This window comes from Paenibacillus sp. NPDC055715 (genome assembly GCF_053617595.1).
Genome location: NZ_JBSHGA010000018.1, coordinates 40,231 through 63,798 on the forward strand (window position 1 = coordinate 40,231; position 23,568 = coordinate 63,798).

Here is a 23,568-nt window from a genome sequence, read left to right on the forward strand (position 1 = left end):
TCACCTCTCTCTATCAGGACTCCGCTTTCTTCTGCAAACGGAACTGAATCAGCGTCACCGCGATGATCGCGAAGAACAGAATGAATGATCCCGCCGCGGCATAACCGAATTTACTAAATTGGAAGCCGTTATTGTAAATGAATAGGGATGCCGACAACGTGCCGTCGAGTGGCTGCCCTTTGGTCATCACGAACGGTTCCTCGAAAAATTGCAGCCAGCCAATCATCGTCGTGATGGATACGAAGAAAATAGCGTACCGGAGCTGCGGAAGTGTAATATAACGAATTTGTTGCCACGTGCTGGCCCCGTCAAGCTGAGCCGCTTCATAGTAAGAGCCTGGAATCCCTTTAATGGCAGCAATAAAAATGATCATGTTCAAGCCTATGCCCCGCCATACCGCCAGCAAAATTAACGATATTTTCGCAATCGTAGGATCGGTCAGCCATGGAACGGGACCCAGATTCATCAAACCGAGTACATAGTTGAATAACCCGAGCGTCGGATTGTACAGATAGCTCCAAATAACTGCGACTGCGACCACGTTCGTTACAGACGGCAGATAGAACACGACGCGAAATAACTTGAAAGCACGTGATTTCCCCATATTAATGAGGATCGCGATACTAAGTGAAAAGAGCAGCACCAGCGGAACCCCAATGATGACGAAGAACAGGGTGTTCCCAATGGATTTTAGAAAAGACGGGTCTACCAGCACGTTCTTGTAATTTTCCAGCCCTATAAACTGAATGCTATGATAATCAACCAATCCCGACAGATTCATATCCGTGAAGCTGATCACGAGTGCCAGTATAATAGGCAGCAGCGAAAACAACGTCAGCAGGATGATGGAAGGACCAATAAACAAGTATGGCGCAAGCTTCTGCCAGCTCCCTTTCATGTCTTCACTCCCTTTGACAATGACGGATATGGATCATTATTTCTTCATAATACTTGTAGCCTGTTGGTTAAAGCTGTCCAATTCCTTCTGTACATCGGCTTGACCGCGGTAAATGCGTTCGAAGCTCTTGATGAATTGCTGAGATACCTCTTCCCATGCTGCCAGCTGCGGTAATGAGGCGGAGTGATCAAGCTGTTTGCGAATCGTTTGAAGCATCGGATCACTCTTCAGCTTGGCATCGTCCCATGGCTTGGTAGCAGCAGGCAAGGTACTGGATAGTTCTGTCCATTTCAGCTGCGTTTCTGGTTTACTCATGAAAGCCAGGAATTTAGCCGATTCCTCTGGGTGCTTGCTAAACTGCATAATCGAAAGGTTCGACCCGCCCAAAACAGACAGGTTGTTTACTTTGCCAGGAACCTCAGCTATATTCCATTTTCCATCCAGCTCAGGTGCTTTGCTCTTGATTTCTCTAATCATATAAGGACCGCTGATAAACATAGGAACGATACCATCCCCTTGCAATCCCTGAACGGAATCTATCCCAAGATCGAGGGCATTGGAGCCATTTTGAAAAAAGGTGTTCAAATACTTCACAGCTTCTACAAACGGTGGCTGGTTGAACAGCGGATTGCCCTGCTCATCGACCAGCTTGGAGCCGTTCTGAAGAGCAAACATAAAGCCCAGAGACTGTTCCTTGGCATTAATGGCAATTCCGTATTTCCCTTTGCCACGAGCCGCCAGCTTTTGAGCAGCGTCGGAAAGCTCCTCCCACGTTTTAGGTGCTTCATTATATCCGACCTGCTTCAATAGATCTGAACGGTAGAACAAAATTTTCGTTTCAGTATACCAAGGAACACCTACAGGTTTTCCCTCAAATTTTGCCGTATCCACAGCACCCTTGAAGAAATTCTTCGGCTCCAGTTCAGGATATTTGCTAATATAAGGGGTGATGTCCGTCAATGCACCCGCAGACGCAAGCTCCGGAACCCATGATGTGCCCAACTGAACCACATCCGGACCGGATTTGGAGGCAACTGCCGTTAGCAGCTTATCGTGAGCGTTATCCCAAGGCAGTGCCTGCACATCTACATGAATATCAGGATTTTCTTTTTCAAAATCCTTTACAATCTCAGGCAGCAGCTTTCCTTCTGCTCCCATCCCCCATAGGGTGATGGTTGTTTTTCCGTTTGCGTCCTTGCCGGATGACTCATCCTTAGACGAACAGCCCGCCAGTGCGCCCCCCAGTAATAAGGTGCTTGCCAAAATGATCCCTAACGTTCTTTTCATCATACAAATTCCTCCCGAGATGACCGGTTTACCGATCACGCAATATGATAGCGGATTCAATCAAACGTAAAAACATACAGTAGTTAAAGTATACCGTTATAGCAAATATGTTGAAAGCATAAAGACCATATCCATCATCAATAGAAACGTTTCGATAGTCATTGTAAAACAAAATGAAATCGTATTCAATAGAAATATTATTTTTTATTCGTTTAGAATTATGCCTATTTTCTTTCATTTCATCTATAAATCACTGTTTTTTCGTTAAAATGGTCCTCCATTTCGATTTGACTCTCTATTATAAAGCGTATATAATCCAAGCAATAGAAACGTTTCGATTAATAAAACGACAGGATATTAAGCTTCTATGTAAAGTATGAGCCTGTTCGTCGCTTTTTTGAATCAGTCTTAACAAAAAAATCTCATGGATCTGAAAAAGAAAGCTGCAATCAGAGCAGCTTACGGAGGATTATGATGGAGCAACAACTGAATTCCTATCTGCAAAATATGACGCTTGAAGAAAAAGTCGATCAACTGCTCCAACTCGTGGGAGTTTCTTTTGAAGATGCGGAAACGGACGACCAAATTACTGGACCGATGGCATCTCTAGGGATCACAGAAGAAACGGTCCGTAACGTCGGATCGGTGCTAGGCATCGCAGGAGCCGAGGAAGCCATTCGTGTTCAACAAGCACATCTAAGCAAAAACCGTCTGGGCATTCCGCTTCTAATTATGGCAGACATTGTACATGGCTTCAAAACGATTTTCCCCATACCGCTGGCTATTGGCTGTTCATGGAATGTGCAGCTCGCAGAAGAGAGCGCTACCATTGCTGCCAGAGAAGCTTCTGTGTCCGGTGTTCATGTCACCTTTGCCCCGATGGTGGACTTGGTACGTGACCCGCGCTGGGGCCGTGTAATGGAATCTACAGGGGAAGACCCTTACCTTAATAGTGTATTTGCCCGTGCTTTCGTACGCGGCTTTCAAGGCAAAGACCTGACGAACGATACGGACCGGGTGGCGGCGTGCGTGAAGCATTTTGCCGCATATGGAGCAGGCGAAGGCGGACGGGATTACAATACCGTCGATCTGTCCGCATGGCAGTTGCGCGAGTATTATCTCCCCTCCTACAAAGCCGCGCTAGATGAGGGCTGCGAAATGGTGATGACCTCCTTCAACACCGTAGAGGGTGTAGCTGCGACGGGCAACAAGCGCCTGATGCGCGATTTGCTTCGCGATGAGTGGGGCTTTGACGGTGTGCTCATCTCGGATTGGGCCGCCATCAAGGAGCTTATTCCCCACGGCATTGCCGAGGATGAGCGCGAGGCAGCACAGAAAGCACTGCTGGCAGGCGTAGACATTGAAATGATGACCTCCTGCTATAACGGGCATTTGCCTGAACTGGTTCGCAGCGGGCAGCTGGATGAAGCGCTCGTTGATGAAGCGGTCATGCGTGTGCTGAAGCTTAAGCAAAAGCTGGGCTTGTTCGACAATCCGCTGCGCGGCGCAGACCCTGAGCGGGAACGCGAAGTCGTGTTCTGCGAAGCTCACCGGGCGGTTGCTAAGGAATTGGCGATCAAATCATGCGTACTGCTCAAAAACGATTCCGTTCTTCCACTGAATCGCAGTCAGCATATCGCGCTGATTGGGCCTTTTGCAGAGAGCGGTGATATTCTTGGCTCTTGGTCGTGGAGCGGTTCGCAAGAAGAAGCTATTCAAGTCATTGACGGATTCAAATCGAAAATATCCTCCTCGCTGCTCTCGGTAGCGACTGGATGCTCTATAGATGAAATATCGGAAGAACAATATGCAGAAGCGCTGCAAGCTGCCAGCCAAGCAGAGATCATCGTACTGGCGCTTGGCGAGCGTTCGGATATGAGTGGTGAAGCGGGCAGTCGCTCGGATATTCGCCTGCCACAAGCCCAACTGGAGCTGGTGAAACGCCTGAAGATGCTGAACAAGCCTATAGTAGCCGTGCTGTTCAATGGTCGTCCACTGGATCTGCACGGTGTCATTGAAGAAGCAGATGCCGTTCTGGAAGCCTGGTTCCCCGGCGGTGAAGGCGGAGCGGCGATTGCCGATCTGCTGTACGGCGATGCCGAACCAACAGGTCGTCTGACGATGTCCTTCCCGCACTCGGTGGGGCAGGTACCTGTGTACTACAATCATTTTAATACAGGACGTCCGCAGTTGGACCCGAATACAAAGGAACGCTACGTGTCCCAGTACCTTGACGTACCGAACGAACCTTTATTCCCTTTTGGCTATGGCTTGAGCTATACGAAAGTAGCCTATGATAGCGTACAGCTTTCCAGCGACACCCTCACTCCCGGTCAAGCACTGACAGTGAAGGTACGGGTAACGAACACAGGAACACGTCCTGTCGAGGAAACGGTTCAATGCTATGTCCGTGATATCAGCGGAGATACGGTTCGTCCGATGAAAGAGCTTAAAGATTTCCGCAAAGTTCTACTTGCTCCGGGCGAAAGCCGGGAAGTGGAATTTGCATTGACCGAGCCTCAGTTGCGCTATCACCATGCAGACCTGAGCTTTGATAGTGACAGCGGTGAATTCGCCGTCTTTACAGGACCTAATAGCCGAGATACTACCGAAGGACGTTTTCAGTTAGTGAAAGAAACAGGAAAGTGAGGCGTAACCTTTGATGAATACAAGGCTGGATCAAAATATTTTGCTACGGGTTGGAGACCTGTCCTTCACCTTCTTGAGCAGCGGTGATGTATACAAAATGGCCCAGGGCTCAATCATGATCAATCAACTGCTGAGCAATTCTGTCGACGGTTCCCTGAACAACCTGTACTTACGACTCTACCATCCGTCCGGCGTCAGCATCACTCCCCTGCTCGGAGTTCGCTCACCCGGAATGGTACAGCAAACGGATCAACTGATCATTTGGGAAGGCTTTACGTCAGGTGTCGGCTATCAGGTAACATTCACGCTAAGCCGTCTCGGGGTATGGTTCTGGGATGTAACTCTACAGGGCGATGAAGTGGAAGCTGATATCGTGTATGGTCAGGATATCGGCATTGCGGATATAGCGGCTGTACGCAGTAATGAAGCTTATCTGTCTCAATATATCGACCATACCGTCTTCCATGACGAACAAAGAGGCTATACGGTTTGCTCCCGTCAAAACCAGCCGCAAAGTCAGGCGTTCCCTTACATCCAGCAAGGCTCGTTAACCCGCACCGTCGGTTATTCGACGGACGGATTTCAGTTCTTTGGTCTTTCGTACAAAGAAACGAACGAGCCGGAAGCACTGCGCCGTGATTCGCTCGCCAATGAAGTGTACCAGTACGAATTCGCTTATATAGCATTGCAATCCGAGCGGATAAAGCTCGCCGGGGAAGCACGTTTTACCTTTTACGGACTGTTCCAGCCGAATCATCCGTCTGCCGTTACAAAGCTGGAGTACCAGGAACTGGTGACGAAAGCACGCGAAGAAGTAGCGACTATTATGGAGACTGCTTCCGAGACCGCCATCCCGGCGCATGCTACAAGTCATCTCCAGGCTGGGTGTGTGGCTCCAGCCCAGAACATCGGGGAGCCACTGCGCACGCTGGATATGACCACAACCGAGCTGGATCAGCTCTTCCCGAAACGGCAGGAAGAAGAACATGACGGCGACACGTTGCTTTCCTTTTTCACGGACAGCTATGAACACGTCGTACTCAAATCCAAAGAGCTTCGTGTAGAGCGTCCACATGGGCATATTTTAATGGGCGGGCATTACGCGGGAGGTAAGGAAGAAAACATTACAACCACCTCCTATATGTACGGAGTGTTCAATTCCCAGCTTGTGATCGGCAACACGAATTTCAATAAAATGATTACAAACACGCGTAATGCACTCAATATTCCAAAAACATCCGGTCAACGTATCTATGTCGGAATCCATGGGAAATACCGTCTGCTCACGATGCCTTCCCTGTTCGAGATTGGCTTTAACTATGTGCGCTGGTATTACAAAACCGCTGACGATATGCTCATCATTACAAACCATACAAACGCCGATACACCAGAAGTACAGCTTCATGTGCGCTCGGTAAGCGGCAAAGCCTATCCGTTCCTCGTGACTCAGCAAATGTCCATGCATGTGAATGAATATGAGCTACCGTTCCATATGGAACGGGACGGTGAGGCCCTGCTCTTCCGCGCAGACCAAACCTCCCTGAGCGCCGAAACCTATCCGAACCTGGTGTACCAAATGCAGGTACAAGGCGCTCCGTTACAGCAAGTGAGCGACGCTCACACACTGCTACAGGGTACATCCTCCCCCGATGCATCTCTAGTCGTGCTAGAGCTAGGCGACAGCAGCGAATGGACCTGCACCGTGCAAGGCTGGCTGCATGGGCATTCGACCGGGAAGGGCTATGCACATGTGGAACGCGATGCCTCTTTTGATGCTGGGCGTGAGCGCTATCGGCAATATTTTGCCGGGCTGATGAACGGCTTCCATCTGACGCGTAGCGGACATGAAACCAGCGAGTTGTTCCGTGTTAATGCAGTGGCCTGGTGGTATACCCACAATATGCTTGTCCACTATTCCGTGCCTCATGGTCTGGAGCAATACGGTGGTGCAGCTTGGGGAACACGCGATGTATGTCAGGGCCCGGTGGAATATTTTTCAGCCGTGCAGAAGTTTGACGAAGTCCGTTCCATTCTGCTGACCGTGTTCAGCCATCAGTACAAGGATAGCGGAAACTGGCCGCAATGGTTTATGTTCGACAACTATACTCGTGTTCAACAAGAAGAGAGCCACGGTGATATTATCGTCTGGCCGCTCAAGGTACTGGGAGATTATTTGACCGCTACCCGCGATTACAGTATTCTGGAAGAAAATGTGCCCTACACTAACCGGCATACTTTTGATTTTACAAAACAGACCGCGACCCTCATGGAACATGCGATGAAGGAAATCGAATATATTCGAGCGAATTTCCTTCATGATACGCATTTGTCGGCCTACGGCGACGGCGATTGGGATGACACACTCCAACCAGCCAACGCTCAGCTGAAGCAATACATGGCGAGCAGTTGGACCGTTGCACTTACCTATCAGGTAGTTAGCAACTTTGCTGCTGCGCTGGAACAGGCCCCGGCAGGCATCGTAAGCGGAGCCGCCGAGATCGCACAGGATCTGCACCAGATGGCCGAAGGCATCCGCAAGGACTTTAACCGCTACATGCTGGAGAGCGGTATTATCCCGGGCTTCGTGTATATGGAAGAGCCCGGTCAGTCCAAGCTGATGCTCCATCCGTCCGATACGGAGACGGGGATTCACTACCGCTTGCTGCCGATGACACGCAGCATGATCAGCCAGTTGCTCACGCCGGAGCAAGCATTGGCTCATGAGCAGCTCATCCGCGAGCAGTTCCTGTGCCCGGATGGCGTGCGTCTGATGAACCGCCCTGCACAGTACGATGGCGGTGTGAGTTCGCACTTCAAGCGCGCAGAGCAAGCGGCCAACTTCGGACGCGAGGTTGGGCTGCAATATGTGCATGCCCATATCCGCTTCGCGGAAGCAATGGCCAAGCTCGGTCGCAAAGATGACGCTTGGCACAGCCTGAAGCTCATCAACCCGGTCGGCATTCGAGCGTCCGTGCCAAACGCCGAATGGCGTCAGAGCAACGCGTATTTCAGCAGCTCGGACGGCAAATTTAATACCCGCTACGAAGCACAAGAGCGGTTTGATGAACTGCGTGAAGGAGCCGTTCCGGTCAAAGGCGGCTGGAGAATCTACTCCAGCGGTCCGGGGATCTATATGAATCAGCTCATATCGAATATCCTTGGGATTCGTCAGTCGGGCGAAGACCTGATCCTGGACCCTGTACTGCCGGATGATCTCGACGGACTGGAATTTGAATTTTCCTTTGCCGGGAAACCCGTTACCTTCATCTACCGCATGCCGCAAGAGCATAACAGCGGTGAGCAAAGCCGTGCGGTATTGAACGGAACACCGCTGGAGAACGAGCCAACCGACGACAATCGCTACCGTTCGGGTGCCCTGCGCATCAAGCGCAAGACCTTCGAGCAGGCGTTAGCAGACCATGACGGTGTACACCGCCTGGAGATTATTTTATAAATCAGGTATAGGCAATAAAGCAATGGCGATCTTGCGGGATCGTCATTGCCATTTGCTGCTTGCACGTCCAGCTACGATATTCGAAACAAACATAAAATAAGGTTAGTAATCAAATATACAATAGCAAGTATAAGACTGGCGAAAAAGGAGGAAACGATGTGGTTAGCATTAAAGATATCGCCAAACAGGCGGGCGTTTCCATATCTACCGTTTCATACGCTTTGAACGGCAGTGATAAGGTAACGGAAGAGACCTGCGCACGTATTTTAGCCATTGCCAAAGAGCTTAACTATGTGCCGAATGCCGCCGCACGTAATCTCAAAAAAAGGGAAACCAAAATTGTCGGCGTCTTCCTAACCGATTTCCGTGGAGACGTTTATGGAGAATTGCTGTATGGCATCAAGGAGATTTTGAACCGAAAAGACTATGACCTTATCGTATGCAGCGGCAGGCAATCTCACCGAATGCTGCCGGAGCGCATGATCGATGGAGCCATCATACTGGATCAGACGTTCGATAGTCAGGAACTGCTGAACTACGCTGAGCGTGGGCATAAAATGGTCGTACTTGACCGTGAGTTGAATCATCCCAATATTAACCAGGTGCTACTGGATAACAAAGCAGGTGCCGCTCTCGCAGTAGAGCATCTACTGGAAATGGGACATCGCAAGCTGTATATTGTCACCGGGCCAGACGGCTCTTATGATTCATGGCAGCGTATGCAGGCGGTCAAACAGACGATTGAGCGCAGCGGCACCGCCGAAATGATCGAGATTGGCGGCGACTTTGAAAAATCGGGCGGCGAACAGGCGGCCGAGATCATTTTGCAGCAACATGTCAGCCCGGATGCTGGACCCGTCGCGGTATTCTGCCTCAATGATGAGATGGCCGTAGGCTTTTACAATCGAATGGCTCAGTCGGAACTTACCATCGGCCAAGACATTCATATCGTTGGCTTTGATAATATTGAGCTGGCACAATATATTCAGCCTCGTTTGACGACCATTGATTACTCCAAACGTAAATGGGGCGCAGTAGCTGCCGAACAAGTTCTCAAAATCATAGCGGGGGAAGACGTGGAGCATGAACGGCTGTACGTTACGCTCATCCAAAGAGAATCCGCAGGCGCAGCATTCAGCACTCCAGATTAACAGAATGCCTGATGAACGCCGCAGAAGCCCCCAATTACACGCTATCCTGCAAAAAAAAAAGAACTTCCACTGCCCCGGAACACGGGTTGGAAGTTCTTTTCGTCATGCTTATTTTTCAACCTAACAAATCATCAAGCAAATTATCAACGACCGTAAGGGATTGCCGTTTTTAAAACTTGCCGTTCGTATTTTTCCACTCTGCTTGAGGCGGAACGTTCTGACCTACATCCCAATGCTCTGCCACTTTGCCGTTCTCTACACGCCACATATCATAGACAGCAGCCGAGGTTCCGTCAGGTAATTTGATTTCACTCACAACCAGCACAAAGTTTCCTTCTCCAATGATCATGTGAACCTTATCATATCCAGAGGAATTTCCCTGGTTTCCATCTGCTGCGGGGAATAGTTGCTTCAGAACGGAAACGCCGTCGCCAAAAAAGGAATTATGCTGAATGTAATGATCACCATTATAGTAGCTTTCCAGTGCAGCGCGGTTCTTGCCAACCAGAATATCATCGACAAACTTGCGGATCAACGCTTTGTTCGTCTCGGTTTTATTGCGATCTGTGATTTGAGTTGCCCCGTCAATCATCGTACGTCCGCTTGGATTGGCTGGAGCCGAATCCTGAATGTTGTCCCAATGCTCAACAATTTTACCATTGCTATCAAAGCGGAAAATATCAAAGACAATGCTTGATTTCCCTGCAATTGTCGTTTTATAATGAACCGCTACAAAATTCCCATCCTGAAGCACACGGTGGATTTCAACCTTTGTATTAGCTTCCTTTAATTGGCTTATTCCTTGCAGCAAGGCATCTCTACCGCTGGCAAAGCCCAGATTGTGCTGAATGTACTGATCTTTGCTGATCCAAGTCTCGGCCGCTTTCGTATCTCCGGTTTCAAAGCTTTTCAGGATTTCAACGACCTTATCCTTATTACTCACCCCGATTTGCACCGTTTGGCTGGCCGGGTCCCAAATCACTTGCTTGCCCCACGCTTCTTTAATGACATCGACCGGAACATAGGTTACCCCTTGTTTCGTCAAGAGGGTCGAAGTGGACAGCGGTACCTTAATCCCATTGATTTGCGCTTCCGGACTGCCAGACACCAGTACAACCGTCGCCTGATCATAACGAATTGTCGTGCTTTGACGCGCCGTATTGAACGTAATATGTTTGGAATCCAGCGGAATCCCCAAACTGGAAGCCAGTTGTCTCAAAGGAATCAAAACCTGCTTATTTCTCACGATAGGAGCGATCTTGTAAGCCTCTTTCTTGCCATCTACCCAAACCTGAATACCTATAGCGGGTTTTACCTCGGCAGCTAAAGCCGGTACAGCAGAAGATAGCACGAGCAAGCCGGCAAGTGCAGCGGTAACCGTATGTTTTTTCATGAATGTAAGCCCCTCTCATCTTGTAAAATAATATGGAAAACGATTTCATTTTATGTAAAAATTATAGTTGCAACTTATCACAAAAAAATAGTTTACAACATCCCACCCTATCCTTTAAACCCCGATGGATTCTTTTGAAACCTCAATGTCCCTCCTTCAAACTTTTATACTTGCAGCCCGTCAAACAGCAAGCTACTACCTTAGAATAAAGGATACAGAGTTGAATAACAATGTATGTTTATGGGCTAACAAATGAATTTATGATAAGACCACAAAGAAGCGGGCTCTATCACCGAGCGAATGAACGCTTTTGAACAGAGAACCCGCTTCTTTCCACGATTTATACCCTTTATACCGATAACGTTCTCCGAAACTTAATGAAGCTCCCAATTCGCCAGATGGAGATATAGACCAGCGCCATCGTAATCGCCAATACACTAATCTCGGACGTACCTAAGCTGCTGAGATACTGGGTCAACATCATGCGAATCAAGATAATGGAAATAATAATATATTTAAAATATTTGTTCGGCTTGGGATAAATGTGTCCGTCGCTCCGTCGCTCATATGCCGTATGCAGCAGAATGACATAACCAAACACCGCACCTAACAGCCCGGCAGCCAATAGCTCCCAAAAGGCGGGAAGCGCATGCGATTGACCGGGAATATGCATACATTGGTACACAGACAGCATCATGAGTGGGAGTGCGATACACAAGGGAAGCAAAAGGCGGACTCCGTTTCCTTTTACCGGCTCCCCTCGTCTTTTGGTTCTCAACCAGATCATTAGCCCCACCAAAACAGCCAAAAATACATAGATGAATATCGTCGCCATGGTGAAATTCCTTTCCTATATATATATATCGTTGGATCGTTTACTAAATTGACAGTTTTGTCTCCAGCAAATAAGCGTTCAAGCGGATTAATGCGTATGCAGCAACCCAACTGATCAACACCGCAACCGGGAAGTGCCAAGTAAAAGGAAACCATTGTCCTGTCTGAATATGGTTAAACTGCTCATAAAGCCGTTGATCGCTTGACCAATAAAAGAAGCTCCCTCCACCCATCAACACCATCCAGAGAATCGGGCTAATCGGTCTCCATGTGCTGAATTTTGTACTGACTGTCAGCAGACCAAGCGCAATAACGAACGGCGTGAACGCGATAATCACTACAAACCAGTTAAATCCGACGATGACAAAAGACACTGCATCCGCAAACGTATAAGGCTGTATGGTCGATGAGATGAACAGCGCGTACAAAGAACCCACCACAAACAAGATCAATATCACGGCTACGGCATGTAAAATGGCAGCAATCCATTTGGCGCTGATCAGCCACATTCGCGGATAGGGAAGGGTCAGCCACCATCCGTAAGTGTCATTTTCCCATTCTCTCCTCAGAATACCCACGCCCATAAAAATGATCATGTACGGCAATCCCAGGGTGACATACCATAGCCTTGTCAATTCGAGTTGGTTGTGAAGCGCGAAATACAAGGAAATAACGAACGCCACAATTAGAAATAGTGAGAAATATACAAGTCTCCACGATCTGGGCAGTCGATTGCGGCTCTGCTTTCTCCAGCTTCCCTTATTTCGAAATTCATGGCGTATTAAATCTTTGAACAGCCCGGATGAATTCACGCCTTCCACTCCTTTTTGTACAAATTTCGGAACACCTGATTCAGCGAGCCATGCTCTCCACGTAGATCATCCGAATCACCGGACCATATCACCCGTCCACGATCCATCATCACCGTGTAATCAAACAAGCCTTCCACTTCCTGAATATCATGCGTACTCATGAGTATGGATTGCTGCCGATCCTCCAAATAATCAATAATACCGGCTACGATTGCCTCTCTGGAGAGAACATCAATGCCAGAAAAGGGTTCATCCAGAATCATAAGCGGAACCTCACGCGCCAGACACAAAATCAACAGCACACGTGCCTCCTGCCCACGACTCAGCCAGGCCATTTTTAGATCCAGCTCCACGTCCATATGATCAGCCAGCTTATGCGCATCCTTCATATTAAAGCCGGGCAAAAAGGACTGTCCCCACTCCAGTGTCTGCTGCACCGTATGATTGGGGTACCAGCGAGCCCGGTCAGGCAGGTAGGATATGCCACGGTTGGTTTCCCAGCTGGGCTTTTGCCCCAGCACCTCAAGACTGCCTCCATCCGGTTGAATTAATCCGGTGATCGCTCGAAAAAAGCTGGATTTACCGCAGCCATTGGGCCCAAGCACCCCTACAATGCGGCCCGCAGGAATGACGACATCCAATTGATCTAGCGCCTTTTTACTGCCATATTGCTTCGTGATATGGTTCGCGACCACAATAGATTCCGTCATGACCCTTCGCCTCCTTCCTCATCATTCCCATTCTGTTTGCTTGCTATATACCGCTGTACATTCTCCCATGACAGCCCCAGACTGTTCATCTGTCTCAGGAACTGATCTATATACGTCAGGGCCAGTTGTTCCCGAAAGTTGTCTACCCGCTCACTGGACGACGTAACGTAGGTTCCCAAGCCGCGCCGCTTCTCGGTCAGTCCGTCCCTCTCCAGCTCCTGATACGCCCGCATCACAGTATTCGGATTCATACGCAATTCCTGTGCCAGATCACGAACAGACGGCATTTTGCTTCCCATTTCAATCTCCCCTTTGGCAATGGAGCTTCGTACCTGATTTAATATTTGTTCATATAATGGCTGGCTAAAATCAATTAAAAACCGAAGCGAGCCAACCCTTTGTTCTTCCATGGGTGTTTCCCCCTAATCCGCTGCATCTAATGTGCATATAGTGTATTATATCACCTAATACACTATATGCAAGTTTATTTTAAATTTCTAGTCATGTCGCCCAAATTTCATTCAGTAAATGTTCAGTTTGCGTTAAGGTAGTATTCACGTTGATATCTTATGATGTATTCGTACCAAGCAAACCATAACCCGAAAGGTGGAAAATGAGATGAAGAACACTAAGAAAGCGATTTTAGCAGGAACGATGGCATTGGCATTTTTAGGAGGTGGAGCACTGTACTCCACTGGCGCAGCCCATGCTGCTTCATTTACACCTGAGAGGGCTTCAATTGCAGGCAACCATGGCGACGCTAACGGGCATGTCATCAGAGGGGGAAATTTTGCTGAGCACAAAGCTCTTCTGGAAGTATTGAAATTATCCTCTAGCGAGTTGAAGGCACAGTTGAAATCAGGTAAAACACTCGCAGCAATTGCTGAAGAACAAGGCGTGAGCGTGAATTCTGTTATTGATGTGATGGTTTCTGATATGAAAGCAAAACTGTCTGAGGAAAAACAAAACGGCAAGATTACAGACGCCAAATATAACCACCGTGTCTCTAATCTGGAGCAAAGGATAACAGATATGGTGAACGGCGTTAAACCATCCAAGCCACCGGTAGAATGGGATAAAGCGGATGCATTCAAGGATCATGCTAAAGAAGATGCATTCAAGTGGCATGCTAAAGAAGATGCATTTAAGGGGCACGCTAAAGAAGATGCATTTAAGGGGCATGCTAAAGAAGATGCATTCAAGTCTCCCCTCTTCCAATAAGCTGTAACTCAATAAACTTCATTTATTAAGTACCATTTGTTAATTAGACATTGCAACTCCATGTGAATAAATTTCCTCCGGCTTCCCTGTACGGATCGGGAAAACCATAAGCCTGTCCTCTGCTTTCACAGCAGCAAGGGACAGGCTCATGGTTCGTGTACGGGGAGACAATATAACAAAAAAGATTCTGTAATAAAAATAAACCAGCAGGAATTTGATGTGAAGGCGACTGTCTTATCCCTTTTTCGAATGGGCTAAGCCCTAGCTACATAAATGTGGGAGAGAACGAAATTCCGTAGTTTCTAAAGGGGGAACACAGTGGGATATTATATTGAGATGGAACATGGGGTCAAGCTGTATGTGGAAGATACAGGAGAAGGCATCCCCGTTCTGATGGTGCATGGCTGGCCGCTGGATCATCAAATGTACGAATATCAGGTAGCTCTGCTGCCTTCCTACGGGTATCGCTGTATTCAGGTGGATCTTCGGGGATTCGGCAGGTCGGATCGACCGTGGCAAAGCTACACCTATGATCGGCTTGCGGACACATCGACCCCAACTGGTCACTTCATTTGACGAACTATTGTTTGCCACCCCCGTCAACCAGAGCTTTCGCGACTAGGTACGTGATCAGGGCTTTGCAGCCTCTGTCCATAGCATGGCCTTCACTTTATATTCCCTACGTGATTCTGATTTACGCCCGGATATTCAAATGTTCAAAAAAACAAAAAAGACACCTCAGCGCCGTTAGCGGCTTTGGGGCATCCTTCACTACAAACGTATATCCAATTAGGATTGTTTGGTATGATTAAAGCTCGTATTATTCAAAACGGCCAGCTTTTTCTCGCCCTTCACCATGGCAGATCCACAAATGGGGCATGTCGGCTCGACAGAAAAAGCGAAGTTATCCCGCATCCATCCATTGCACGTATCGCTGGCGCAATTCCAGACAGTTGTAATTTCCTCAGGAATCTCATCCATTGGCTTTTTCCGTGAATTGTACATAAACATCCCTCTTTCTTCATGATTTATAAAGCGATAAGATGTAATCAGTTCAAAAACGGCCTTGTAAACAGAAAAACAAATGCCCCAAACGCTATGTTCGGGGCATTTGAAGTAGACTGTAATTTAAAATTACAGTTTTACAACGTTCTCAGCTTGTGGTCCACGGTTTCCTTCAACTACGTTGAATTCTACGCGTTGGCCTTCGTCCAAAGATTTGAAACCGTCGCCTTGGATTGCGGAGAAATGTACGAATACGTCGCTTCCACCTTCAACCTCGATGAAACCGAAACCTTTTTCTGCGTTAAACCATTTTACTGTACCTGTTTGCATGGAATTACCTCCAAAATGTATTTATATGACCTTTATTTTTTACAAATAAAAATTCACATATTGCACAAGGTTATTTCAACCTATAACAACAACCCTCTACAATATGCGAATTCAGGTCACAACTTCAATATACTCATATTACCATAAGTGTATTGAAAACGCAAGCACTGGTGAATTTAAATTATGCAGCGTGCTCTTATTCTCTATTTATGTGTCTAAATTGTAGACATGAGGCGAAAGCCAGTCATCAACGCCTACCTTAAAACAGTATATCCACAACTGCTTCTCATTATACCAGCAAACGAAAAATAAATATACAAAAAACATTATGCAGGAAACGAACTTTTTCCTAAAATAAGCTCGTTTCCTGCATCTACTCTGTTACGTACTGTTCTATCAGCATCAAAGACCTGCCAATGCCTTCATTTCATCTGCTGTCAGCGCTTTATTATACAATTGGACCTCATCCAGACTGTCATTAAGGTTAGCATCGGCGGCAAAGCGGCTTTTACCGAGATAAACCTCGCTCGTCAGCAGCTCTCTCGGATTAAAGGTAACGCGGTCATTAACAGCTACCTCTTCACCGTTTACATACTGCTTTCCTGTATGTACTGTTCGCTCCGCCGGACAGTTTGCCGCCGCTATCCAAACTGACGGTCAGGGATTGCTTAATATTGGCTGAAATTCCTTTCCCGTGATTTACATACGAGTATTGACCGAGGACATCCTTTTCCGACAACTTTATTAGTGAAGATTTTTTCATATCCCCCTCCAAATCATCGGAATTTCAATAGTGAGTTTATAAGAAGCTCGTTACGTCCATACTGGATAAAAAAGCATCCGCAAGGAGAAGGAGAACGTTCATGCGCCTTCGGAAAAGAAGCAGCCACAACCATTTTAAAAAGCCACCCGTCCAGCACAACAAGAGTAATTCTGCACATTCAGAGGAGCAACTCAGTGCAAATATCGGGGCAAACCTTCAGCGGATCAGACAAGCACTCGGCAACAGCACCGACATCATCATAAGAGAAGTTCGTATCGGTAAAGATGGTGACCAGACCATTGCGATCCTCTATACCGACGGTTTGGCTGATAAAAACGTAGTCTCTGACTTCATCATGGAGTCGATGATGCTGGACAGTAGCTTGTCCGAGGATGTGAACCTCAAGATTCAAACCTCATCCCATGTCCTGCAGATTTTGAAAGATTACGCCCTGACCATCGGCGACATCCGGGATGTTACCGACTTTGAAACCTTATATAACGCTCTGTTGTCCGGAGATGCAATCATTTTGATTGACGGTGAGACGCAAGGAATCGTGGCCAGCGCACGAGGATGGAAAGATCGCGGGGTCACCGAGCCTGCCTCTGAAAATGTCGTCCGTGGGCCGCGAGAAGGATTTTCTGAAGCACTGCGCACGAATACGGCCTTGATCCGGCGTAAGATTAAAGATCCGAATTTATGGCTGGAAACAAAACAAATCGGCCGTGTGACCCAAACCGATGTCGCAGTCATGTATATCAAGGGAATCGCGAACCATAAATTGGTCGAAGAAGTGCATGAACGACTGAATCGCATTGATGTAGACGGCATTCTTGAAAGCGGGTATATCGAGGAGTTAATCCAGGACGAAACATTTACCCCTTTTCCGACAGTGTACAACTCCGAACGCCCGGACGTCATCGCCGCCAATCTCTTGGAAGGGAAGATTGCCATATTGGTGGATGGAACCCCGTTTGTGCTTGTCGTACCCGCGCTGTTTGTTTCCTTCCTGCAGGCGGCGGAGGATTATTATCAGCGTGCGGACATCAGCAGCTTCATTCGGCTTCTTCGTTACATCGGGGTCTTTATTTCCCTGCTTGGTCCGTCCTTATATATTGCCATCACTACGTTTCATCAGGAAATGCTGCCAACCTCACTGCTGATCGGTCTGGCGGCACAGCGGGAGTCCGTTCCTTTTCCCGCCTTTATCGAAGCGCTCATGATGGAATTGACTTTTGAAATATTACGGGAAGCCGGCGTCCGGATGCCGAAGTATATCGGGGCAGCTGTCTCCATCGTAGGCACGCTCGTCATCGGACAAGCGGCTGTCGAGGCGGGCATCATATCTGCTGCGATGGTTATTGTCGTATCCATTACTGCAATTTCCAGCTTCGTTCTACCTGCCTATAATATGTCCATCGCTTTTCGTATGCTGCGCTTTCCCTTGATGGGGCTTGCCGCTTCATTTGGACTATTCGGGATTATCGTCGGTGGCATTGCCCTCATCCTGCATATGTGCAGCCTTCGTTCGTTTGGCGTTCCCTATATGGCTCCTTTTGCCCCTCTAATACCGTCGGACACCAAGGATACCATCTTTCGGCTTCCTCACTGGATGATGATTACACGTCCCCGGCTAATTGGCCAGAAGAATGTGAATCGCCGAAACAGCACCCCGCCCCGGAAACCACGGGAATAAAGTGGAGAAGACAGGAACAGACAGAAAGGAGTAGACAATCATGAAACGGAAGACGGCATTTCTGTTCCTGATTCTTACACTCGTCTTGCTTCTAACGGGCTGTTGGGACCGTAGGGAGCTGAATGAGCTTGCTATCGCCGTCGGTATGGGGATCGATAAACATGGAGATCAATTCCGTGTCTCCGTCCAAGTTGTGGACCCCGGAGAAGTATCAGCTAAAAAAGGAGCAGGCGGCGGGGCTCCAGCCACGTTGTACACAGTGGAAGCGGATACCGTGTTTGAAGCCATCCGGAAAATAACGACGCTTAGTCCCCGGAAAATGTATTTTTCTCACCTGCGCATATGCGTAATCGGTGAGTCGATAGCGAGGGAGGGGATGGCAAAAACTCTGGATTTACTCTCAAGGGATCATCAGCTCCGCACCGATTTTTATATTGTGGTGTCAAAGGACGCCAGTGCAGAGGACACACTGAAAATTATGACACCCCTGGACCCGATTCCGGCGAATGACCTTTTCTCCTCCCTGGAATCATCGGAGAAAAATTGGTCGCCCAGTATGACAGTAACCTTGGATGAATTGATTGCAGCTCTCACCAGCGAAGGAATGCAGCCTATCTTGACAGGACTTCGGATCGTTGGCAATACAGAAATGGGAGAATCGAAAAGCAATGTTCAAAAGATCGACCCGCCTGTCCGTTTACAGTATTCGGGACTTGCTGTGTTCAGAAAAGACAAGTTAATCGGATGGTTAAACGAAACTGAAAGCAGAGGCTACAACGACATTCTCGGCAAAGTGCAAAGCTCTGTCGGCTTTGTGGGCTGCCCCGGAGGCGGCAAAGTCGTCACAGAAATCATTCGGACCCAAACCGCCATAAAAGGGAGCGTTAACAGGGGAGAGCCCCGGATCAATGTTAAAATGCAGGTCGAGGCCAATGTAGGAGAAGTCGAGTGTCAGGGGCTGGATTTGACCAAAGTGAGCACGATTTATGAGCTGGAGAAGAAAGAGGAAGAAAAGATCGAAGAGATTATGAAATCAGCCGTCAGAAAAGCTCAAAAATCGTATAAATCTGACATTTTCGGATTCGGTGAAGCCATTCACCGCGCTGATCCGAAGATCTGGAATTCACTGAAAAAAAATTGGGATCGTGAGCATTTTGCAGAATTGCCTGTAGATATCAAGGTCGATTTCAAAATTCGGCGCTTGGGCACGATTGGAAGCTCATTCCTGGATGATATTAAGGATTAACCTACCAAAGAAGGTGTTGAAAGATGCTGCCTAAAATAGTGAACGTTCTGGGCATATTGCTGGTCGCTGCTGCAATCAGCATGTTTGAGGTCCCGTACATGTGGAAAAAGGGGTTAAAAAAAGAGCTTTGGCTGTTTTCCATCCTGCTCCTTCTTGGGGTCGGAATCAGCAGCGCCAGGGCATTAAGTGGGTTTATTCCTACTCCTCTGGATTGGATCACAGCCGTGTATAGACCATTCAGCGATTTCCTAACCCATATCGGTCTAATAAAATAAGACGAGGTGAAATTGGTGCCTAAGCAAGTCAAAATCTCCGGACGTCAATTTATGATCTTAACGACTTTATTTACGATCGGTAGCGCAGTCTTGGTCATTCCCTCAGGCATGGCCTTCGTGGCCAAACAGGATGCGTGGATCGCCGCGCTCGTTGGGGTGGGAGCCGGTTTTTTCCTTGTATGGATTTACAACACGATAGCGACCCTTTATCCACGGATGACATTGGCTGAGATCATTGAAACCCTTCTCGGAAAATGGTTGGGCAAAACCGTTTCTCTTCTGTTTATCGTTACTCTTTTCTTGAGTGGTCCTGCCTCAGTATTGTATGATGTAGGAAATTTTCTAACCACCCAAATCATGCCGCAAACGCCGGCTCAATCCGTGAATATTCTTTTTGCGGTCATTGTAGTCATGGGGGCATGGCTTGGAATTGAAACGTTCGCCCGTTCTGCCGAACTATTGTTCCCCTTTTTTATCCTTCTTTATATTTCTTTGGTTATTTTAATTTCGCCTGAGATCAAACTGGAAAATGTCGAGCCCGTGTTGGAGGCAGGAATAGGACCGATCTGGCCTGCTGCGCTATCCTTTATTAGTGTTTTGTTTCTACCCCATATCGTTTTGTTAATGATTTTTCCGGCTGTGAATCGTATCGATAAAGCCCGTAAAGCTTTTTTCAACGGAAGCATGTTTGGCGGGCTGATGATGGCCCTGATTGTTGCATTGTCGATTTTGGTTTTAGGACCTGATTCAACGGCAAGAAGTATATTTCCAAGCTATTCGTTAGCCCAAAAAATCAGCATCGGCAGTTTTCTGCAGCGCATCGAAGCCATCATGGCCATCATGTGGTTTATTTCGCTCTATTTTAGGATCACTATATATTTATACGTAATTGTGTTGGCCATAGCTCAAATTTTTAATTTGAAAGATTATCGGCCTCTAATTTTACCTCTCGGGATGATCTTGGTCGTCATGTCGGTCGTCATATATCCGAATGTTCCTTACCAACAAAAGTGGGATGGGACAGTATGGGTATCTTATACGTTATCTATAGGCCTTTTTTTGCCTTTGCTGCTGCTCTGTATTCACGGGATACGAAAACTCTGGTCCAGAAAAAAAACAGGGTCCGAAGGATAATGTGTACTTTTAGTTTATTTTAAACGAGTATTAAGCTGGCGCTAAGATTGGGCGTGTATGATGTATTCAAGAATCTGGTAACTACATAAAAACCGGATGGGCTAAAGGCATGAATATTACTCCCGTTGGATATCTATATACCGTTCCCCCCTGTCAGAGTTTTAAAGAAATCAAAAGGAGACTTTACACTTATGAATCGAAAACGAATCATGATCATCTGCACCTTGTTGCTGGCGTTGTCTATTGGGCAGTCCTCTACATGGGGAAGTCGGGCCAATGCTGCTGCACTGGCTCCAGAGAGAGCCCTCCAGGTACAGGATAGTGAAGCTTCCAAGGATAATGAGTTGCTGGAAACACTGGGTGTATCCTCGGATGAGCAATTGTATGATGCGTTGTATGACGGTCAAACCTTGGCAGATATTGCACAATATAATGAAAGGGACGCTCAAGCTGTCGTTGATTTGCAGGTGGCTCAGTTGACGGAGCAGCTAGATCAACGACTGGCCAACAAAAGTATTACGCCTGAGCAGTACCAAGCTCATAGGGCAGAATTGACACAGGTCGTTGCTAAAAGTGTGTTCGGACTGTAAAAATAAGTCCATGTAAAAAGGCGATGAACCCGTTGGGGATCAGCGCCTTTCTACTGTCTGTATCTACGCTTACACTTGATGTACTCGAATCAGGTTGGTGGCACCAGCCTCGGCGACAGGAACGCCTGCCGACAGCACAATCGTGTCACCTATCTGAATGTACCCTGTATTCAGGGCGTTACGGATGCAGGATTCGAACATTTCATCCGTCGTCGCTACATTATCTCCTTTAACTGGGAATACACCAGACAACAAACAAATTTTGGCTAATACGGTGTCGTTTGGAGTGACCGCAATAATCGGTGCTTTCGGACGATATTTGGACACCATACGGGCCGTGAAACCGCTGGCCGTAGAAGTAATGATCGCTTTGACATTCAGCTCCAGGGACGAACTAACCGCACCTTGACTGATGACCTCGGTAATGTTCGTGCTTTGGCGTGCTCTGCGCTTATCGAACTGCTCCTGATAATCAAATTGCGATTCAGCTCTGGCAGCTACGGCAGCCATCGTCCGTACGGACTCGACAGGGTATTTACCCGCAGCGGATTCGCCCGACAGCATAACCACATCGGCTCCTTGCATAACGGCGTTAAACACGTCACTAACTTCGGCTCTCGTCGGACGCGGGTTTACCTGCATGGATTCCAGCATGTGTGTAGCTACGATCACCGGCTTGCCAACCAGATTACACTTGTCGATCATTTCCTTTTGCATCACAGGTACGTCCTGAATCGGCACTTCGACGCCCAGATCACCACGGGCTACCATAATTCCATCCGAAGCCTTGATAATGTCATCGAGGTTTTCCATACCTTCGGCATTTTCAATTTTAGAATAAATTTGTACATGCTCGGCGTTATGTCCCTTCAAAATCTCACGGATCTCACGAATATCATCGCCTTTACGCACAAAAGAAGCCGCAATAAGCTCAATACGCTGCTCCACCCCAAATTGGATGTGCTTTACATCGCGCTCTGTTACGCCCGGAAGTGTGGTATGAATTCCTGGCAGATTCACACCTTTTCTCGGTTTTAAAATACCGCCGCTTACGATATTACAAATCATTTCAGTTCCCTCAATGGAGGTTACGGTCAGATCGACCAAGCCATCATCAATGAGAATGCGGTCGCCTGCTTTGATATCTTTCGGCATATCCGGGTAGTTGACCGAAATACGATGCTCGTCCCCCAAAATTTCTTCCGTGGTCAAAATAAGCTGGCTACCTGGCTTCAGTAGACAAGATGCCTCTCTCAGCTTGCCAATCCGTATTTCCGGTCCCTTAATATCCATCATGACAGGAATAAAGGTGTTCAGTTCCTTGGCAGCCTGCCGCACATTTTCAATACGTTTAACGTGATCTTCCAGCTCCCCGTGAGCCATGTTCAAGCGGGCTACTGTCATACCGGCCTGGATCATTTCTTTTAACAAATGAATGGAGTCACAGGCAGGTCCCATAGTACAGATAATTTTCGTTTTAAGCATAGTATGTCATCCTCCTGATTGTCTTACTGTTTGGTTTGTGTCCACTTTCACTTCTCTATCTATTAAACCTTTATAGTTCCATTTACCTATACCCGTGCGTCAAGACTATGAACTATAGTATGATGGATGTACTACAGTTTACTTTGGTTACTTTTGAAAATGGTGTATATTGGGTGAACGGTTGCAAGTTTATTCTTGGCAAGAGCATTCCTACGCTTTTTCATACCAAGTATGTGATACATTGCCGCAAAACATGTACGAACCACGCAATCCCCCTACTGAATACAGAACAGCCTCTGCTGATCAAGCTCGGATGCTACGATATGCTACACGAACGGATCAAGTCGTGTGTACTACCAATGGACTGAACGCCCGAGCTACTATGTAATGATGGCTGACTGATGGTTGACCAAGTCCGGACTGACGATTCGTGAAATTTCAGAGTACGTGGCGTAAGTGATGTTTCCTATTTTCATCGAATATTTAAACGGCTTACAGGCTGCTCCCCATCCGAATTTCTGGATGAAAGATCTTCGATTGTCTAGGGCGTGTATTCAAACTACAAAACAAAGTTAAATCGTGGTAAATTAAGAAGTATGAAGAGACGATACGAAATCCAAGATGATCAGTGGAAA

General features: G+C 47.4%; 21 protein-coding genes and 2 pseudogenes. 11 read left to right on the forward strand and 12 right to left on the reverse strand.

What is annotated here, in order from left to right; all coding sequences use genetic code 11:
- Nucleotides 1–13 precede the first annotated feature (13 nt).
- Together ACWGOO_RS20415 and ACWGOO_RS20420 are read right to left on the reverse strand one after the other, a co-directional pair.
- On the reverse strand, nt 14–898 hold the full coding sequence (locus ACWGOO_RS20415; RefSeq protein WP_452486419.1) for a carbohydrate ABC transporter permease: 885 nt from the start codon (nt 896–898) through the stop codon (nt 14–16).
- A gap of 36 nt (nt 899–934) precedes the next feature.
- Entirely contained in the window at nt 935–2,188 is a 1,254-nt protein-coding gene (locus tag ACWGOO_RS20420; protein WP_452486421.1) for an extracellular solute-binding protein, read from the reverse strand.
- Nucleotides 2,189–2,659: 471 nt separating this feature from the next.
- Here ACWGOO_RS20420 and bglX point away from each other — a divergent pair, with 471 nt between their 5' ends.
- From bglX to ACWGOO_RS20435, 3 genes are all read left to right on the forward strand, one after another.
- Nucleotides 2,660–4,834 carry a beta-glucosidase BglX gene (gene bglX / locus ACWGOO_RS20425; RefSeq protein ID WP_452486457.1) on the forward strand — a complete coding sequence of 725 codons (2,175 nt, stop codon included), beginning with the start codon at nt 2,660–2,662 and terminating at the stop codon, nt 4,832–4,834.
- A 13-nt stretch (nt 4,835–4,847) separates the two neighbouring features.
- Nucleotides 4,848–8,288: a GH36-type glycosyl hydrolase domain-containing protein gene (locus tag ACWGOO_RS20430; RefSeq protein WP_452486423.1), complete on the forward strand. Its 3,441-nt coding sequence runs from the start codon at nt 4,848–4,850 to the stop codon at nt 8,286–8,288.
- A 158-nt stretch (nt 8,289–8,446) separates the two neighbouring features.
- Entirely contained in the window at nt 8,447–9,439 is a 993-nt protein-coding gene (locus ACWGOO_RS20435; RefSeq protein WP_452486425.1) for a LacI family DNA-binding transcriptional regulator, read from the forward strand.
- 169 nt (nt 9,440–9,608) lie between these two features.
- Here the strand turns inward: ACWGOO_RS20435 and ACWGOO_RS20440 are convergent, their stop codons facing one another.
- The 5 genes from ACWGOO_RS20440 to ACWGOO_RS20460 form a co-directional block, all read right to left on the reverse strand.
- On the reverse strand, nt 9,609–10,832 hold the full coding sequence (locus ACWGOO_RS20440) for a stalk domain-containing protein (protein ID WP_452486427.1): 1,224 nt from the start codon (nt 10,830–10,832) through the stop codon (nt 9,609–9,611).
- Between the two features lie 349 nt (nt 10,833–11,181).
- Nucleotides 11,182–11,667: a CcdC protein domain-containing protein gene (locus tag ACWGOO_RS20445; RefSeq protein ID WP_452486429.1), complete on the reverse strand. Its 486-nt coding sequence runs from the start codon at nt 11,665–11,667 to the stop codon at nt 11,182–11,184.
- Between the two features lie 43 nt (nt 11,668–11,710).
- Complete coding sequence (locus ACWGOO_RS20450; protein WP_452486431.1) at nt 11,711–12,478, reverse strand: ABC-2 transporter permease; 768 nt, start codon at nt 12,476–12,478, stop codon at nt 11,711–11,713.
- A complete protein-coding gene (locus ACWGOO_RS20455) occupies nt 12,475–13,188 on the reverse strand; it encodes an ABC transporter ATP-binding protein (protein ID WP_452486433.1) in 714 nt (237 codons plus the stop codon). Before ACWGOO_RS20455 ends, ACWGOO_RS20450 begins: the two co-directional genes overlap by 4 nt.
- Nucleotides 13,185–13,598, reverse strand: a complete 414-nt coding sequence (locus ACWGOO_RS20460) for a GntR family transcriptional regulator (RefSeq protein WP_452486435.1) — start codon at nt 13,596–13,598, stop codon at nt 13,185–13,187. Before ACWGOO_RS20460 ends, ACWGOO_RS20455 begins: the two co-directional genes overlap by 4 nt.
- A gap of 208 nt (nt 13,599–13,806) precedes the next feature.
- Here ACWGOO_RS20460 and ACWGOO_RS20465 point away from each other — a divergent pair, with 208 nt between their 5' ends.
- Together ACWGOO_RS20465 and ACWGOO_RS20470 are read left to right on the forward strand one after the other, a co-directional pair.
- Complete coding sequence (locus ACWGOO_RS20465; protein ID WP_452486437.1) at nt 13,807–14,409, forward strand: hypothetical protein; 603 nt, start codon at nt 13,807–13,809, stop codon at nt 14,407–14,409.
- Nucleotides 14,410–14,727: 318 nt separating this feature from the next.
- Nucleotides 14,728–15,118, forward strand: a pseudogene (locus ACWGOO_RS20470) (alpha/beta fold hydrolase); the annotation flags it as partial.
- A gap of 80 nt (nt 15,119–15,198) precedes the next feature.
- Here the strand turns inward: ACWGOO_RS20470 and ACWGOO_RS20475 are convergent.
- The 4 genes and pseudogenes from ACWGOO_RS20475 to ACWGOO_RS20490 all read right to left on the reverse strand — a co-directional run bounded on the left by ACWGOO_RS20475 (nt 15,199) and on the right by ACWGOO_RS20490 (nt 16,507).
- Nucleotides 15,199–15,414, reverse strand: a complete 216-nt coding sequence (locus ACWGOO_RS20475) for a cold-shock protein (protein WP_013308357.1) — start codon at nt 15,412–15,414, stop codon at nt 15,199–15,201.
- A gap of 129 nt (nt 15,415–15,543) precedes the next feature.
- Nucleotides 15,544–15,744 (reverse strand): cold-shock protein CspD, encoded by a 201-nt coding sequence (gene cspD / locus ACWGOO_RS20480; protein ID WP_013308356.1) that lies wholly within the window; start codon nt 15,742–15,744, stop codon nt 15,544–15,546.
- A gap of 402 nt (nt 15,745–16,146) precedes the next feature.
- Nucleotides 16,147–16,353, reverse strand: a pseudogene (locus ACWGOO_RS20485) (LamG-like jellyroll fold domain-containing protein); the annotation flags it as partial.
- The gene (locus ACWGOO_RS20490) at nt 16,325–16,507 is read right to left on the reverse strand and encodes a lipocalin-like domain-containing protein (protein WP_452486440.1); all 183 of its coding nucleotides are present in this window, start codon (nt 16,505–16,507) and stop codon (nt 16,325–16,327) included. The pseudogene ACWGOO_RS20485 and the gene ACWGOO_RS20490, both read right to left, overlap by 29 nt.
- Nucleotides 16,508–16,607: 100 nt before the next feature.
- Here ACWGOO_RS20490 and ACWGOO_RS20495 point away from each other — a divergent pair, with 100 nt between their 5' ends.
- From ACWGOO_RS20495 to ACWGOO_RS20515, 5 genes are all read left to right on the forward strand, one after another.
- On the forward strand, nt 16,608–18,203 hold the full coding sequence (locus tag ACWGOO_RS20495) for a spore germination protein (protein WP_452486442.1): 1,596 nt from the start codon (nt 16,608–16,610) through the stop codon (nt 18,201–18,203).
- Nucleotides 18,204–18,243: 40 nt separating this feature from the next.
- Nucleotides 18,244–19,449, forward strand: a complete 1,206-nt coding sequence (locus ACWGOO_RS20500; RefSeq protein WP_452486444.1) for a Ger(x)C family spore germination protein — start codon at nt 18,244–18,246, stop codon at nt 19,447–19,449.
- Between the two features lie 23 nt (nt 19,450–19,472).
- Nucleotides 19,473–19,724 (forward strand): hypothetical protein, encoded by a 252-nt coding sequence (locus ACWGOO_RS20505; RefSeq protein ID WP_452486446.1) that lies wholly within the window; start codon nt 19,473–19,475, stop codon nt 19,722–19,724.
- 15 nt (nt 19,725–19,739) lie between these two features.
- Nucleotides 19,740–20,858 (forward strand): GerAB/ArcD/ProY family transporter, encoded by a 1,119-nt coding sequence (locus tag ACWGOO_RS20510; protein ID WP_452486447.1) that lies wholly within the window; start codon nt 19,740–19,742, stop codon nt 20,856–20,858.
- A gap of 191 nt (nt 20,859–21,049) precedes the next feature.
- Nucleotides 21,050–21,448 (forward strand): hypothetical protein, encoded by a 399-nt coding sequence (locus ACWGOO_RS20515; RefSeq protein WP_452486449.1) that lies wholly within the window; start codon nt 21,050–21,052, stop codon nt 21,446–21,448.
- A gap of 69 nt (nt 21,449–21,517) precedes the next feature.
- Here the strand turns inward: ACWGOO_RS20515 and pyk are convergent, their stop codons facing one another.
- The gene (gene pyk, locus ACWGOO_RS20520; RefSeq protein ID WP_452486451.1) at nt 21,518–22,933 is read right to left on the reverse strand and encodes a pyruvate kinase; all 1,416 of its coding nucleotides are present in this window, start codon (nt 22,931–22,933) and stop codon (nt 21,518–21,520) included.
- 479 nt (nt 22,934–23,412) lie between these two features.
- Here pyk and ACWGOO_RS20525 point away from each other — a divergent pair, with 479 nt between their 5' ends.
- Nucleotides 23,413–23,478, forward strand: a complete 66-nt coding sequence (locus ACWGOO_RS20525; RefSeq protein WP_452486458.1) for a hypothetical protein — start codon at nt 23,413–23,415, stop codon at nt 23,476–23,478.
- The last annotated feature ends 90 nt before the right edge of the window (nt 23,479–23,568 follow it).

Excerpts from the sequence above, each read along its gene's own strand:
- ACWGOO_RS20415 (WP_452486419.1), bottom strand. The coding sequence starts at position 898 with ATGAAAGGGAGCTGGCAGAAGCTTGCGCCATACTTGTTTATTGGTCCT.
- ACWGOO_RS20420 (WP_452486421.1), bottom strand. The coding sequence starts at position 2,188 with ATGATGAAAAGAACGTTAGGGATCATTTTGGCAAGCACCTTATTACTG.
- bglX (WP_452486457.1), top strand. The coding sequence starts at position 2,660 with ATGGAGCAACAACTGAATTCCTATCTGCAAAATATGACGCTTGAAGAA.
- ACWGOO_RS20430 (WP_452486423.1), top strand. The coding sequence starts at position 4,848 with ATGAATACAAGGCTGGATCAAAATATTTTGCTACGGGTTGGAGACCTG.
- ACWGOO_RS20440 (WP_452486427.1), bottom strand. The coding sequence starts at position 10,832 with ATGAAAAAACATACGGTTACCGCTGCACTTGCCGGCTTGCTCGTGCTA.
- ACWGOO_RS20445 (WP_452486429.1), bottom strand. The coding sequence starts at position 11,667 with ATGGCGACGATATTCATCTATGTATTTTTGGCTGTTTTGGTGGGGCTA.
- ACWGOO_RS20455 (WP_452486433.1), bottom strand. The coding sequence starts at position 13,188 with ATGACGGAATCTATTGTGGTCGCGAACCATATCACGAAGCAATATGGC.
- ACWGOO_RS20460 (WP_452486435.1), bottom strand. The coding sequence starts at position 13,598 with ATGGAAGAACAAAGGGTTGGCTCGCTTCGGTTTTTAATTGATTTTAGC.
- ACWGOO_RS20465 (WP_452486437.1), top strand. The coding sequence starts at position 13,807 with ATGAAGAACACTAAGAAAGCGATTTTAGCAGGAACGATGGCATTGGCA.
- ACWGOO_RS20475 (WP_013308357.1), bottom strand. The coding sequence starts at position 15,414 with ATGTACAATTCACGGAAAAAGCCAATGGATGAGATTCCTGAGGAAATT.
- cspD (WP_013308356.1), bottom strand. The coding sequence starts at position 15,744 with ATGCAAACAGGTACAGTAAAATGGTTTAACGCAGAAAAAGGTTTCGGT.
- ACWGOO_RS20490 (WP_452486440.1), bottom strand. The coding sequence starts at position 16,507 with ATGAAAAAATCTTCACTAATAAAGTTGTCGGAAAAGGATGTCCTCGGT.
- ACWGOO_RS20495 (WP_452486442.1), top strand. The coding sequence starts at position 16,608 with ATGCGCCTTCGGAAAAGAAGCAGCCACAACCATTTTAAAAAGCCACCC.
- ACWGOO_RS20500 (WP_452486444.1), top strand. The coding sequence starts at position 18,244 with ATGAAACGGAAGACGGCATTTCTGTTCCTGATTCTTACACTCGTCTTG.
- ACWGOO_RS20505 (WP_452486446.1), top strand. The coding sequence starts at position 19,473 with ATGCTGCCTAAAATAGTGAACGTTCTGGGCATATTGCTGGTCGCTGCT.
- ACWGOO_RS20515 (WP_452486449.1), top strand. The coding sequence starts at position 21,050 with ATGAATCGAAAACGAATCATGATCATCTGCACCTTGTTGCTGGCGTTG.
- pyk (WP_452486451.1), bottom strand. The coding sequence starts at position 22,933 with ATGCTTAAAACGAAAATTATCTGTACTATGGGACCTGCCTGTGACTCC.